Genomic DNA, 13625 nt, shown 5'->3' with positions numbered 1-13625 from the left:
TCGTCGCTCGGGCCGGAATTGCCCTACGACGAATCATTCCAGGGACCACTGACATTCACGGGAAAACGCACAAATGCCGCGGGACCAAAGGAGTGTCATCCACAGACACAAAGGAACAATGTGTCCAGCCGCCCACAGCCCACGTTCGGCGAGCGTCAGAGAATGGCGGCGAGAAAAGCGCTGCTACTTCTTGGTCGCAGCCTTTTTCGCTGCAGCCGGTGCCTTCGCACGAGTCGTCGTCGCGCGACGAGCCGGCGCCTTCTTCTTGGCGGGAGCGGACGCCCGCTTCTCCGAGAGCAGCTCGACGGCCTGCTCGCGCGTGATCGTCTCCGGCGTCAGGTCGCGCGGCAGGGTGCGGTTGGTGACCCCGTCGGTGACGTAGGCCCCGAAGCGCCCTTCCTTGACCGTGATCGGCTTCTCGGAGGTCGGGTCGTCGCCCAGCTCGCGCAGCGGCGGGGCCGACGTCGCGCCGCGCCCGCGCTTCGGCTGCGCGTAGATGGCCAGGGCCTCGTCGAGGGTCGTACTGAAGAGCGCCTCCTCGGAGGCGAGCGTCCGGGAGTCCGTGCCCTTCTTCAGGTACGGGCCGTAGCGGCCGTTCTGCGCGGTGATCTCGGCGCCCGACTCGGGGTCCACGCCCACCACGCGGGGCAGCGACAGCAGCAGGAGCGCGTCGTCGAGCGTGATCGAGGCCAGCGACATCGACTTGAACAGCGACCCCGTGCGCGGCTTCGGAGCGGCCGCCAGCGCGCGCTTCTGCGCCGCCTGCGACAGCGAGGTGTCGATCTCGGGATCCGGCAGGACCTCGGTCACGTACGGCCCGTAGCGGCCGTTGCGCGCGACGATCGGCGTCCCGGCGACGGGGTCCGTGCCCAGCACCTGGTCACCCTCGGGCTGCGTCTCCAGCAGCTCGCGGGCCTTCGCGACGGTCAGCTCGTCCGGCGCCAGCTCCTCGGGCACCGAGGCCCGGCGCGGGTTGCCGTCGTCGCCGGGCTCGGCCGCCGAGTCCTCGAGGTAGGGGCCGTAGCGGCCCACCCGCAGGACGATGCCCTCGCCGATCGGGATCGAGTTGACCTCGCGGGCGTCGATCTCGCCGAGGTTCGCGACGAGGTCGCGCAGACCCTCGCCCTCCTCGTTGCCGGAGCCGTCGCCGAAGTAGAACCGCGACAGCCAGGCCACCCGGTCCTTGTCCCCCGCCGCGATCGCGTCGAGGTCCTCCTCCATCTCGGCCGTGAAGTCGTAGTCGACCAGCCAGTCGAAGTTCTCCTCGAGCAGCCGGGTCACCGCGAACGCGAGCCACGACGGGACGAGCGCCTGCCCGCGACCGGTCACGTACCCGCGGTCCTGGATCACGGAGATCGTCGCGGCGTACGTCGATGGGCGGCCGATCCCCCGCTCCTCCAGAGCCTTGACCAGCGACGCCTCGGTGAAGCGCGGCGGCGGCGAGGTGCGGTGCCCGTCGGCGGTCAGGTCCGACGCCGTCAGCGGGTCGCCCTCGCTCATCGACGGCAGCCGCGCGTCGCCCTTCGACTCGTCGACGGTCGACGAGTCCGTGTCGTACCGGGAGACGTCGCGACCTTCCTCGTACGCGGCCAGGAACCCGCGGAACGTGATGACGGTGCCGGACGCGGAGAACAGGACGTCGGTGCCGTCGGAGGCCGTGGCGCCGAGGCGGACGGACGCGGTCTGCCCGCGGGCGTCGGCCATCTGCGAGGCGACCGTGCGCTTCCAGATCAGCTCGTACAGCCGGAACTGGTCACCGGAGAGCTCACGGGCGACCTGCGCCGGCGTGCGGAAGTGGTCACCGGCGGGCCGGATGGCCTCGTGCGCCTCCTGGGCGCCCTTGGCCTTGCTCGTGTAGACGCGCGGTGCGTCGGGCACGTACTCGGGCCCGTACAGCTCGGACGCCTGCCGGCGGGCGGCCGAGATGGCCTGCGCGCTCAGCGACGAGGAGTCCGTACGCATATAGGTGATGTAGCCGTTCTCGTACAGGCCCTGCGCCGTGCGCATGGTCTGCCGGGACGCCATGCGCAGCTTGCGCGAGGCCTCCTGCTGCAGCGTCGAGGTGGTGAACGGCGCGGCGGGACGGCGGGTGTACGGCTTGGTCTCCAGCGAGGCGACCTCGAAGGACGACTCGGACAGGTTGGCGACGAGGGCCGTCGCGACCGCCTCGTCGACGTGCGCGACGTCCGCGGACTTCAGGGTCCCGTCGTCGGCGAAGTCGCGGCCCGAGGCAACCCGTCGGCCGTCGACCGACGAGAGTCGCGCGGAGAAGGAAGGCTCAGCGGCGTCGGCGACCGCAAAAGAACCGGTGATGTCCCAGTACTCGGCGGCGACGAACGCCATCCGCTCGCGCTCACGCTCGACGACGAGCCGCGTCGCGACCGACTGCACGCGGCCTGCCGAGAGCCCCTGGCGGACCTTGCGCCACAGCACCGGGCTGACCTCGTACCCGTACAGCCGGTCGAGGATGCGGCGGGTCTCCTGCGCGTCGACCAGCCGGTCGTCCAGGTCGCGGGTGTCGACGAGGGCGCGCTGGATGGCCTCGCGGGTGATCTCGTGGAACACCATGCGCTTGACCGGCACCTTGGGCTTGAGCCCTGCAGCAGGTGCCAGGCGATGGCCTCGCCCTCGCGGTCCTCATCGGTGGCCAGGAAGGCGTCGGAGTCCTTCAGCAGCTTCTTCAGCTCGCTGACCTTCTTCCGCTTGTCGGCGTCGACCACGTAGTACGGAGCGAAGCCGTTGTCGACGTCGACCGCGAACTTGCCGAACGGGCCCTTCTTCATGTCCGCGGGCAGCTCGGACGGCTGCGGGAGGTCGCGGATGTGCCCGACGCTCGCCTCGACGTCGTACTCGTCGCCCAGGTACCCGGCGATCGTGCGCGCCTTCGCAGGCGACTCCACGATGACGAGCTTGCGCCCTGCAGACATCCGTTCGGCCTTCCTCAGACTGCGCGGCGTCGGTTGACACCGCACCTAGTGCACCGCTGGGGACTCTACGGCGTTCCGTCAAGCCTCCGGCAATCCGCCCGTGTTCCGGGAGTCCCTACCTACGCGTAACTCCCAGGTGGGCGAGTCGATTGCACATCCGTTCCGACGACGCCCGGCCGAGCCGCCGCAGCCTGCCGCAGGACGAGCATGATCGCGAAGGCGAGGCAGGACGCCATGAGGGCCCCCGCGGCTCCGCCGAAGTACGCGGTGAGCTGGTCCGCGCGGCTCGTGAGCTCGTTGCGGTTGTGCCAGGTGTGCGAGATCGCCACGGCCGCGGCGCCCCCGGCGGCGACGCCGACGACCACGAGCACGGACACCACGGCTCGCATGGTCGCGGGTGTGGCGTCGCGGTCGGCCTCGCGACCCGTCGGGATCCGCAACGCCCCGGTCGCGGTGGGCACCCGGGGCGGCGTGAGCGCCACCAGCGCGCACGCGATGGCCGTCCAGGCGAGGACCACGAGCACGGCGGCGACCACGTCGGACGGCCGGTGCCACTGCCCGATGAGCGTCGAGACGCCCGTCGCCGTCGTGTAGGCCGCCCCCAGGACCGCCGCCCACGGCCGCACTCGCGGGGGCACGACGAGCAGGAGCGCCGCCGAGATGGAGGCCGCGGCCGTCGTGTGGCCGCTGGGCAGCGTGTTCCCGTAGCTGGCCTCGACACCGAACCAGGTCTGCTCGAACACGTGGTTCTTCAGCACCTGCGTGGTGAGGTTGGCCCCGATCATCAGGACCGCGACCTGCACGGCGAGCGACCAGCGGCGACGCAGCGCGGCGATGAGCATGGCCGCGATCAGCACCGTCGCGATGAACCCGACCGACACGACGTCCAGCACGTGCTCGGCCACCCGCCACAGCTGCGTCTGCCCGTAGCGGGCACCCTGCAGCGCGGCGTTGTCCACCTCCTGGCCCGCCAGCGTGTCGACGAACACCCGCCACAGCAACCAGACCCCGACGAACGAGAGCACCGCGACCAGCAGCGAGACCACCACGACGCCGGTCCGTCGGTCGCGGACGACCGGGACCGGACGCACCGGCGCGCGCAGGACGGGGGCATCGCTCACCGCACAACGGTAGGTCACCGCGCCGAGCGGCCTCGCCGCGGCAGCGGCTCAGCGCGGGACGCCGACCGGCGTCGGCTCGCCCTGCGCGACGACGACCGCGTGGGTGCAGGTGCCCAGCGCCCTGACCTCGTCGTCGGCGTTGATGCACAGCAGGCACCCGCCGCGCCGCTCGAGGCTCGATCGCCGCCTCGTCGATCACGTCGGCGGCGTGGTGGCTGCGCAGGCTCACGGCCCCGAGGTCGAGGACGACCATCGACGCGCTGGCCGACAGCGCGTCGAGCAGCGCCCGCAGCCGCACCACGTCGGCGCGCCCGAACGAGCCGGCGGGTCGGACGTTCGCAGTGAGCCACGGCTCCTGCCAGGAGAAGGACGCGTCCGGGGCGCTCTGCGGCTCGAAGGTCCGGCCGAGCTCTCCTACGGTCATGGTGCTCATCGCGTGCCTCCCGGCGTCGGCGAGCGGGTGGTCGTCCACGGGCTCGGGAGCCACTTCACCCACCTGGCCTGTGGAACACCTGGACGTGGGCGCCTCTTGACCTGTGAGAGACCTTCGCGACGAAAGGCCGGCGGCAACGGCGCGCCGCTCATGAACGGCACGATCGCGCCCGCGGAGCCCGGACAGCACAGGCACTCGCCAGCGCCCGGTCTCCGCAGGCTGACCCGTCCTGACGCACGCTCACGCGAACCGGCCCGCCCTCGGTGGCGACACGGTCGTCGACGGGCGACGACCGAGGCGGATGCCTCCGAGGACGGACCGGGGGATCAGCGGAGAACGGGTTACCGGACGGACAGCTCCACGGGCACCGGGACCGGCTGGAAGCCGGCCGCGGCGACCGCCGCCGGGTCGTGCCGCAGGCAGGCGACCTGACGACGCGGGTCGTCGCCGGGGACGGCCGGGACCACGGCTCCGGGTGGACCGTGGCACACGCGTCGAACGCGTGGGCGCACCGGTCCCGGAACGGGCAGCCGGTGGGCCGCTTGGCCAGGTCGGGCGGCGAGCCGGGGATGCCGCCGAGCTCACGCCGCGGCCCGCGCAGCGGCGGGAACGAGTGCAGGAGGGCGTCGGAGTAGGGGTGCCGTGGACGCCGGTAGACGTCCTGCGCCGCGGCCTCCTCGACGATCTCACCGGCGTACATGATCGCGATGCGGTCCGCGATCTCGATGAGCAGCGAGACGTCGTGCGTGATGAAGATGACCGAGAACCCGAGACGGTCGCGCAGCTCGGCGATCTGCTCCACGATCTGCCGCTGCATCACGACGTCGAGCGCGGTGGTCGGCTCGTCCATGATCAGGACCTGCGGGTCCAGGGCCAGCGCCATCGCGATCATGACGCGCTGGCGCATGCCCCCGGAGAGCTGGTGCGGGAACGAGCGCAGACGGTCGGGCGAGATGCCGACCATGTCCAGCAGGTCGGCCGACCGCTCCGCGGCCTCGCTCTTCTTCATGGCCGGCAGGTGCGCCAGCAGGGCGTCGGAGATCTGCCGCCCGATGCGGTGCACCGGGTTGAGCGAGTTCATCGCGCCCTGGAACACGATCGCCATGTCCTGCCACCGCGAGGCACGCAGGTCCTGGTCGCTCATGGCCAGCACGTCGACCTGCGAGCCCGAGCGGTCGGTGAACACGACCTCGCCACCCGTGATCATGCCCGGCGGCGGCAGCAGCCGCGTGGCCGCGTAGGCGAGCGTGGACTTGCCGCAGCCCGACTCGCCGGCCAGGCCGAGCACCTCGCCGCGGTTCAGGGTCAGCGAGACGTCGCGCAGGACGTGCGTCGGGTTGGCGTCGAAGCCGTAGTCGACCGACAGGTTCTTGATCTCGAGCACGGGCTCCGCGACGCGGCCGACCTCGCCCGGCGTCCAGACGGACCGCGTGGGGACGGCGCTCATGCTCGGTCATCCTTCCTGCTGTGCCCGCTCGGATGGTGTCCGGTCGACGGAGCGATGTTCTGCACGGTGGCTTGTTCGGACTCGGTCACCAGCTCGGTCGTGCGCTGGCCGCCCGCGGCCTCATACACCACCGGCGTGAAGCCGATGCGGGGCCGGATGCCGCGCTTGCGCAGACTGCGGGCGTTCAGGCCGACGCTGCGCAGCCGCGGGTTGACGAACTCGTCGATACCGAAGTTGACGAGCGTGAGGGCCATGCCGACCAGGGCGATGCACAGACCGGCGGGCACGAACCACCACCAGGCGCCACGCTGCAGCGCGAGGTTGTTCTGGGCGCCGTACAGGATGGTGCCCCAGTTCCAGTCGTTCGGGTCACCGATGCCGATGAAGGCCAGCGTGGTCTGGGTGAGCACCGCGAACACGACGGTCGCGACGAAGCCCGAGGCGATGATGGCCGTCAGGTTCGGCATGATCTCCGCGGTGATGATGCGCCACGTGCTCTCCCCGCTGGCGCGCGACGCCTCCACGAAGTCCCGCCGTCGTAGCGACAGCGTCTGCGCACGCAGGACGCGCGCGCCCCAGGCCCAGCCCGTCACCGCGATCACCGCCGCGACCGTGACCCCACCGACCGACGGGAGCTGGCCGGCGATGATGATGATGAGCGGCAGCTGCGGGATGACCAGGAAGATGTTGGCCAGCATGGACAGGCCCTCGTCACCGATCCCGCCGATGTAGCCCGACGTCACGCCGACGAGCACCCCGATCGCCGTCGCGCCGATGCCGGCGATCAGGCCGACGATCACCACGCTGCGGGTGCCGAAGATGATCTGCGACAGGATGTCCTGGCCCAGCTGGTTGGTGCCCAGCCAGTGCGCGCCCGACGGCGCCTGCAGCAGGTCGGCGCTCAGGGCACCGGGCGGGTAGGGCACGATCCAGGGCCCGATGATCGCCAGGATGCCGAAGAACGCGAGGATGACGAACCCCGTCAGGGACTTCGCGTTGCGCAGGAAGACGAACCGCTGCTTGCCGGAGGTGGTGGTCTCCGCGGTCGTGACGTCCGGGGTGTCTTCCAGGAGAGTCAGGTCGATGGCCATGTCAGCCCTCCTGCCGGGTCCGCGGGTCGAGCGCGGCGTAGACGAAGTCGGCAACGATGTTGGCGACGAGGACGGCCATGGTGATCACGAGGAAGCAGCCCTGCATGAGCGGGTAGTCGTGCGTGGACACCGCGGTGAACAGGATGTAGCCGATGCCCTGGTAGGAGAAGACCATCTCCATGATCAGGGTGCCGCCGACGACGAACCCGAGCGACAGGGCGAAGCTGGACACCTGCGGCAGGATCGCGTTGCGCGAGGCGTACCCGCTCTTCACGCGCCGCTCCTTGAGGCCCTTGGCCTGCGCGACGGTCACGTAGTCCTCGGAGGACACGGTGACCATCATGTTGCGCATGCCGAGGATCCACCCGGACACGGACGCGACGACGATCGTCATCGCCGGCAGGAAGCCGTAGTAGATGACGGAGCCGATGAACTGCAACGACCAGCTGGGCACCATCGAGCGGTCGTAGCTGCCGCTGGAGGGGAACCAGCCGAGACGCACCGAGAACACCGAGATGGCGATCAGGGCCAGCCAGAAGTACGGCACCGCCGAGAAGAAGGCCGAGATCGGCAGCGCCGAGTCCGCCCAGGTGCCGCGCCGCCAGCCGATGGACCGGCCGATGAGCGTGCCGAGGGTGAAGGCGATGATCGTCGCGACACCCACGAGCCCGACCGTCCAGGGCAGCGCCTGCTTGACGATGTCGAAGACCGGCGTCGGGAAGAACGTGAACGAGCGGCCGAGGTTGCCGTGCAGGATCAGCTGCCAGTAGTTGAGGTACTGCTGCCACAGCGACTGCGTGTCGTCCAGGCCCAGCAGCACCCGCAGCGCGTGCTCCGCGTGCGAGTCCATCTGCCCCTGCAGGCGGCCCATCAGCGCAGTGACCGGGTCGCCCGGCATCATGCGCGGGATGAAGAAGTTCAGCGTCACGGCCGCCCAGAAGGTGACGATGTAGAAGATGATGCGGCGGACCATGAACCTCATCGGGGGCCCTCCTGGTCAGGGGCTGCGCTGCTCAGACCGGCGTCAGCGTGGGCGACCGCCTCGACGTCGATCGTCGGGCGCTGGCCGTAGGCGTCGAGCACGGAACCGAGCTGCGGACGGTCGGGACGGTCGGAGTAGCCCCAGCACGCTGCCTTGCGCCCGACCCCGACCTCCATGAGCGGCGGGAAGCTCGCTGCGGCAGACGTCGTTGGCGAACGGGCAGCGCGGGTTGAACCGGCATCCCTCGGGGGGCGTGACCAGGCTGGGGGCCTCGCCGCGGGCGCCCCGGGCCCGGGCGTCGAGGTCGTCGGGGTCGGGTGCCGACCGGACCAGCAGCTGGGTGTACGGGTGCTTGGGGTCCTGGGTGACGGACTCGCTGTCGCCGCTCTCCACCACGCGGCCCGCGTACATCACCATCGTGCGGTCGGCGAAGTAGCGGGCCGACGCGATGTCGTGCGTGATGTAGAGGATCGCGATCTGCAGGCGGTCGCGCAGGTCACGCAGCAGGTTGAGGATGCCGAGGCGGATCGAGACGTCGAGCATCGAGATCGGCTCGTCGGCGAGCAGCACCTGGGGGTTCGCGGCCAGGGCGCGCGCGATCGCGACGCGCTGGCGCTGGCCGCCCGACAGCTCGTGGGGGAACTTGTCGATGTACCGCTCCGACGGGCGGAGGTTGACGCGGTCGAGCAGCTCGTCGAGCGCGTTCTCCAGGTCGTCCCCGCGCAGGCGTCCCCGGTGGATCTTGAGGCTGCGCGTCAGCGTGTACCGCACGGTGTGCACGGGGTTCAGCGACGCGAACGGGTCCTGGAAGATCATCTGGACCTTCGACACGTACCGCCGGAAGCCGGCGCGGCTCGTGGTCTTGGCGTCCTCGCCGTTCAGCAGGATCTGGCCGTCGGTCAGGCTCATCAGCTGCGCGAGCAGCCGGGCGATCGTCGACTTGCCGGAGCCGGACTCGCCGACGAGGGCGACGACGCGCCCGCGGTGGAGCTTCGAGGTCGACGTCGTCGACCGCGTGCACGACCTTCTTCGAGCGGAACCCGCGGACGGGGAAGTACTTGCGGATCGACACGGCCTGCAGGACCGGCGTGTCCGCCGGGGCGGCGCCGTCGCCGCGCTCCTGGGTCGGACCTTGCGTGGGGGCAGTCATCAGCTCACCTGGGGGGAGAAACGTGCGTCAGGGCGGGCGGTGCCCGCAGGTGCGGTGGGGAGGAGTCCCCACCGCACCCGCGGTCGGATCGTCGTCAGGCCATCATCGTGCCGTTCACTGCACAGCACCCTGACGACAACCCTCGATCGTCGAGAGGCTCAGCTGGCGGGCTTGAGCTTCATGACGATCTCGGCAGCACCCGGGCGGGTCGGCTGCGGGCCCGCGTACGGGTTGTCCGTGTCCGGCCACCCGACGTAGTTCTTCGTGGAGTACTGCGCCGTCTGCGGCCGCGACCAGATCGCGATGGCCGGGACGTCGTCGACGAAGATCTGCTGGATGTCGTTCAGCGCCTTGGTGCGGTCGTCGGCGCTGGCGCTGCTGGCGTACGTCTTGAACGCGGCCGTGGCGGCGTCGTTCTGGTAGCGCCCGAAGTTCCAGTTGGCCTTCTGCCCGATCGGCTGGTACTGGGCGCCGTCGAACATGTCGGAGTACATGTCGTACGGCGTCGCGCCACCGTCGGTCCAGTGCAGCGCCGCCTGGAAGTTGCCCAGGGGGACGTCGCTGAACCAGTTGTCGGCCGGGGGCTTGTCCGCCGTGGCGTCGGCGCCGAGCTCCTTGGCCGTGGCGACGATGAGGTCCTGAGCCGTGTTGTAGTCGTTCCAACCGGTCGGGTCCGTGATCGAGAACTTCACGGCCTCACCATCGGGGTCCTTCAGTGCGGTCCCGACCCCGGTGTACCCGGCGTCCGTGAGGATCTTCTTGGCGTCGTCGAGGCTGGACGCGTAGTTCTTGCCGTCGAGCGCCGGGTTCAGGAACGTCTGACCGGCCGGGAGCGGCAGGCCGGTGACGTTCGTGAGGACCGGGTAGGTGCCCGAGGACGCCGTCTTCGTGATGGCCGCCCGGTCGATCGCCGTGTTCAGCGCCTGACGGAACGCCTTGTTGTTGAACGGCTTGGTCGTGCTGTTCAGGAACATCGTGTCGATGCCCAGACCCGCCGCCGCGTACTGGTGGAAGTGGTCGGGGTCCTTCGCGATGTAGACCTTGTCGAAGTCCGCGATGAACGTCCAGCCCCACTGCACCTCACCGGTGGTGAGGGCCGTGGTGAGCGCGTTGTTGTCCGTGTAGGACGAGTAGCGCAGCTCGTGAACCTGCGACTTGCCACCCCAGTAGGTCGGGTTGGGGTCGAGGGTGGCCGCCTGCGGCGTCCAGGACGTCAGGGTGAACGGGCCGGTGCCGACGGGCTTGGTGTTCGGGTCCGTCGTCGGGTCCGCGATGCCCTTCCAGATGTGCTCCGGAACCATCATCAGGCTGTACAGCTTGGTCTGGTTGACGAACTGGCCGGCCGTGAAGCCGACCTTGACCGTGCCGTCGTCCTGCACGGCGACGTCGCCGTACGGCAGGGCCGCGGCGTTGATCGCGTCGTTGTTCTTGCGCAGGTTGATGCTGAACGCGATGTCGGCGGCGGTGAAGTCCTGGCCGTCGGACCACTTGACGCCCTCACGCGGCGTGATCGTGGCCTCGGTGAAGTCCGCGTTCCACGTGATCGACTTCGCGAGCCACGGCTCGGGGTCGGCGGCCGGGTTGGCCTCGTTGACCATCATGAGGGGTTCGTAGATGACGTTCGCGTAGCCGAGGGACATGGCCGACGAGTTCGTGGCGAACGGGTTCTGGTTGTTCGTCTGCGCGCCGTTGGGCATGCCGATCGTCAGGACGGCGTTGGACGAGCCGCCACCACCGGGCTGGTCGAGCTGTCGCTGCCACTGCCCGACGAACAGGCTGTGGCGAGCAGCGCGATCGTGGCCATACCGGCCATCATCGTTGCGAGCTTGCGCGTTCTCACGGAGTGCCTCCTTGCACTGCTGGGGTACTTACGGGGGTCGTTCGCTGTCGGGACTGACTAGGGAGCCTTGCCGGGCGACTGCGGATCGCCCGTACTTCAGGGACTACAGGTGCGGGTCTGGCCGGGTGGGCGCGGACCCCGGAAGGTCGACGTCCACCGCTAGACGTAGGTCGCCTGACGAACGGCCCACGCGGATCGGGTAGGTACCGGCCGGGGTGACCCAACCGGGCTGTTCCGTGTCCCAGGTGCGGAACGCACGCGCGTCCACCCGTACCCGGACCGGCTCGTGCGCACCGGGCTCGGCGTGCACGACACTGAAACCGCCGAGCCAGCGCACGGGACGCTCGGCACCGGGCGTACCCGAGGACGAGTCCTCGGGCGGCTCGACGTAGACCTGGACGACCTCACGACCGGCGCGGGTCCCCGTGTTGCGGACGATGACGTCCAGCACGACCCCCCCGTCGGCGTCGAGGGCGGATGTCACGGCTTCGTACTCCCACGTGGTCCAGCCCAGGCCGTGCCCGAACGGGGCGGCGGGTGTGCGGCCGAGGGCGAGCCAGGAGCGGTACCCGACGTGCACCCCCTCGTGGTACTCGACCACGCCGTCCACGGGGACCGCGTCCGGCACGGGGACGTCCGACTCGTGCGCGGGAAGCGTCCACGGGAGGCGTCCCGACGGCTCGGTGAGGCCGGTCAGCACGTCGGCCAGCGCCTCGGGCCACTCCTGGCCGCCGAGCCAGGCCCACACGACGCACGGCACCTCGTCGAGCCAGGGCAGGATCACGGGGGCGCCGGCGTTGACCACCACGATCGTGTTCGGGTTCGCCGCCATCGTCGCCTTGACCAGCTGGTCCTGCGACCCGGGCAGGGCGAGGCTCGTGCGGTCGTACCCCTCGGACTCGATCTCCTCGTTGGTGCCGACGACGACGATCGCGAGGTCGGCCGCGGCGGCGGCCTCGACGGCGACCGCGAGCAGCTCGTCGGGGGACGTGCCCGGCGTGCGGTGCACCAGCTCGGCCCGCACGAAGGAGGCGTAGCCGACGGGGTGCACGGCCTGGACCATGGCGTCGACCTCGACGGTCGTCGGCTCGGTCACGTCGATCACCAGGGTGGCCGGCGGCGGCTGGTTCACGCTCGAGTCGAGGATGACCTCGGCGCCGACGACGGTGTCGCTCGAGGAGAGCACCCGCCCGCCGACCGAGATGACGTGCTTGCCGACCGTGCCGACACCGACCTCGTGCCGGCCCGGCTCGTCGAGACGCACGGTGGTCCGCAGGCGCAGCGCGACCGCGGGGCCCGGCACCTCGCGGAGCCAGCCGCCCCACTCGGTCACGTCGGCCGTGGCGAGCACGGCGCCGTCCGCGTCGAGCAGCTCACCCTGGGCGCCGACGTGGCCCTCCGGGGTGGTGCAGCGACCGGCGAGATCCAGCGCCGGGGGCAGCAGGCGGGAGACCGCGCCGGCGTGCAGGTCGACCTCGACCTCACCGAACGCGGAGCGCAGCGCGTCGGCAGGGGTGGACGAGCGGTCGGGCCGGACATAGCCGGAGCCGCCCCCTTGCTGGAAGGGATGGACCGCGTTGGGGCCCAGCAGCGCGATGCGCGTGACGGCCTCGGGTGCGACGGGCAGCGCGCGCTCGTCGTCGCGGAGCACGACCATCGAGCGGGAGACCAGGCGACGGAGGACCTCGCGGACGTCGACGTCGCCGACGTGGTCCCGCAGCGCGCCCGACGCCTCGAGACCGTCGAGGGCGCCGACTCGCTGCGCCATGCGGAGCAGCCGCAGGACCTTGTCGTCCAGGAGCGACTCGCTGACGTCGCCCGAGCGCACCGCGTCGAGGAGGCCGTCGCCCCAGGGTCCGTCCGGCCCCGGCATCTGCAGGTCGAGACCGCCCTCGGCGGCACCGATGACGGACTTCGTGGCCACCCAGTCGCTGATCACGACGCCGTCGAAGCCCCACTCGTCCTTGAGGACGCCGGTGAGCAGCGGGCGGTGCTCGAGCACGGGCGCGGCGGTGACACCGTCGTCGACGCCGGAGTAGGCGCCCATCACGGACCAGGCCTGCGCCTCACGGACCAGCTGCTCGAACGGCGCCAGGTACACCTCGCGCAGCGTGCGCTCGTCGACGCGGGCCAGGTAGCTGGTGCGCTCGGTCTCGGAGTCGTTGGCGACGAAGTGCTTGATGCACATCCCGACGCCGCGGTCCTGCGCGGACCGCACGACGTGCACGGCGATCGCACCGGTGAGCAGCGGGTCCTCGGAGTAGCACTCGAAGTGGCGGCCGCCGACGGGGGTGCGCTGCAGGTTGACCTGCGGGGCGAGCACCACGTCGACACCGTGCCGGCGGGCCTCGGCCGCGAACACCGCGCCCACCTCGTCGGCGAGGTCCACGTCCCACGTCGCGGCCAGCGCGCTGGGGGCGGGGAAGGAGGCCGACGTCTCGTCGGCGCTGTCCGAGATGCCGCGGACGCCGGCGGGGCCGTCCGAGACGTGCATCGAGCGCAGGCCGATGTGCGGCACCGCGGTGGTGGACCAGAGGCCGGCACCGACGACGAGGCGAACCTTCTCCTCGAGCGAGAGGCGCGTGAGCAGTGCGCTCAACGAAGCTTCTCCGGTGGTGGGCCGTTCAGCCGTGG

Annotated in this window: 7 protein-coding genes and 1 pseudogene; all 8 read right to left on the bottom strand. The window is 70.7% G+C overall.

Going from position 1 to position 13625, the window contains the following annotated elements; translation table 11 throughout:
• Positions 1-183 precede the first annotated feature (183 nt).
• The 8 genes and pseudogenes from topA to AC38ZX_RS01450 all read right to left on the bottom strand — a co-directional run bounded on the left by topA (position 184) and on the right by AC38ZX_RS01450 (position 13590).
• A pseudogene (gene topA, locus AC38ZX_RS01485) lies at positions 184-2927 on the bottom strand (type I DNA topoisomerase).
• A gap of 119 nt (positions 2928-3046) precedes the next feature.
• Positions 3047-4048, bottom strand: a complete 1002-nt coding sequence (locus AC38ZX_RS01480) for a phosphatase PAP2 family protein (RefSeq protein WP_426594138.1) — start codon at positions 4046-4048, stop codon at positions 3047-3049.
• A gap of 581 nt (positions 4049-4629) precedes the next feature.
• A complete protein-coding gene (locus AC38ZX_RS01475) occupies positions 4630-5928 on the bottom strand; it encodes an ABC transporter ATP-binding protein (RefSeq protein WP_491296067.1) in 1299 nt (432 codons plus the stop codon).
• Positions 5925-7019 carry an ABC transporter permease gene (locus tag AC38ZX_RS01470; protein ID WP_491296066.1) on the bottom strand — a complete coding sequence of 365 codons (1095 nt, stop codon included), beginning with the start codon at positions 7017-7019 and terminating at the stop codon, positions 5925-5927. The genes AC38ZX_RS01475 and AC38ZX_RS01470 overlap by 4 nt, the downstream gene beginning before the upstream one ends.
• Before the next feature lies 1 nt (position 7020).
• On the bottom strand, positions 7021-8001 hold the full coding sequence (locus AC38ZX_RS01465; RefSeq protein WP_426594130.1) for an ABC transporter permease: 981 nt from the start codon (positions 7999-8001) through the stop codon (positions 7021-7023).
• A gap of 42 nt (positions 8002-8043) precedes the next feature.
• Entirely contained in the window at positions 8044-9147 is a 1104-nt protein-coding gene (locus tag AC38ZX_RS01460) for an ABC transporter ATP-binding protein (protein WP_491297272.1), read from the bottom strand.
• Between the two features lie 162 nt (positions 9148-9309).
• Positions 9310-10848 carry an ABC transporter substrate-binding protein gene (locus tag AC38ZX_RS01455; protein ID WP_491296065.1) on the bottom strand — a complete coding sequence of 513 codons (1539 nt, stop codon included), beginning with the start codon at positions 10846-10848 and terminating at the stop codon, positions 9310-9312.
• A 246-nt stretch (positions 10849-11094) separates the two neighbouring features.
• Positions 11095-13590 (bottom strand): beta-d-glucosidase, encoded by a 2496-nt coding sequence (locus AC38ZX_RS01450; RefSeq protein WP_491296064.1) that lies wholly within the window; start codon positions 13588-13590, stop codon positions 11095-11097.
• Positions 13591-13625: the final 35 nt, after the last annotated feature.

It is taken from the genome of Cellulomonas sp. McL0606 (genome assembly GCF_058248365.1).
The sequence above is the reverse complement of the archived record's forward strand: the minus strand, read 5'-3'. Positions and strand labels throughout refer to the sequence as shown.

Excerpts from the sequence above, each read along its gene's own strand:
- AC38ZX_RS01470 (WP_491296066.1), bottom strand. The coding sequence starts at position 7,019 with ATGGCCATCGACCTGACTCTCCTGGAAGACACCCCGGACGTCACGACC.
- AC38ZX_RS01455 (WP_491296065.1), bottom strand. The coding sequence starts at position 10,848 with ATGCCCAACGGCGCGCAGACGAACAACCAGAACCCGTTCGCCACGAAC.
- AC38ZX_RS01475 (WP_491296067.1), bottom strand. The coding sequence starts at position 5,928 with ATGAGCGCCGTCCCCACGCGGTCCGTCTGGACGCCGGGCGAGGTCGGC.
- AC38ZX_RS01465 (WP_426594130.1), bottom strand. The coding sequence starts at position 8,001 with ATGAGGTTCATGGTCCGCCGCATCATCTTCTACATCGTCACCTTCTGG.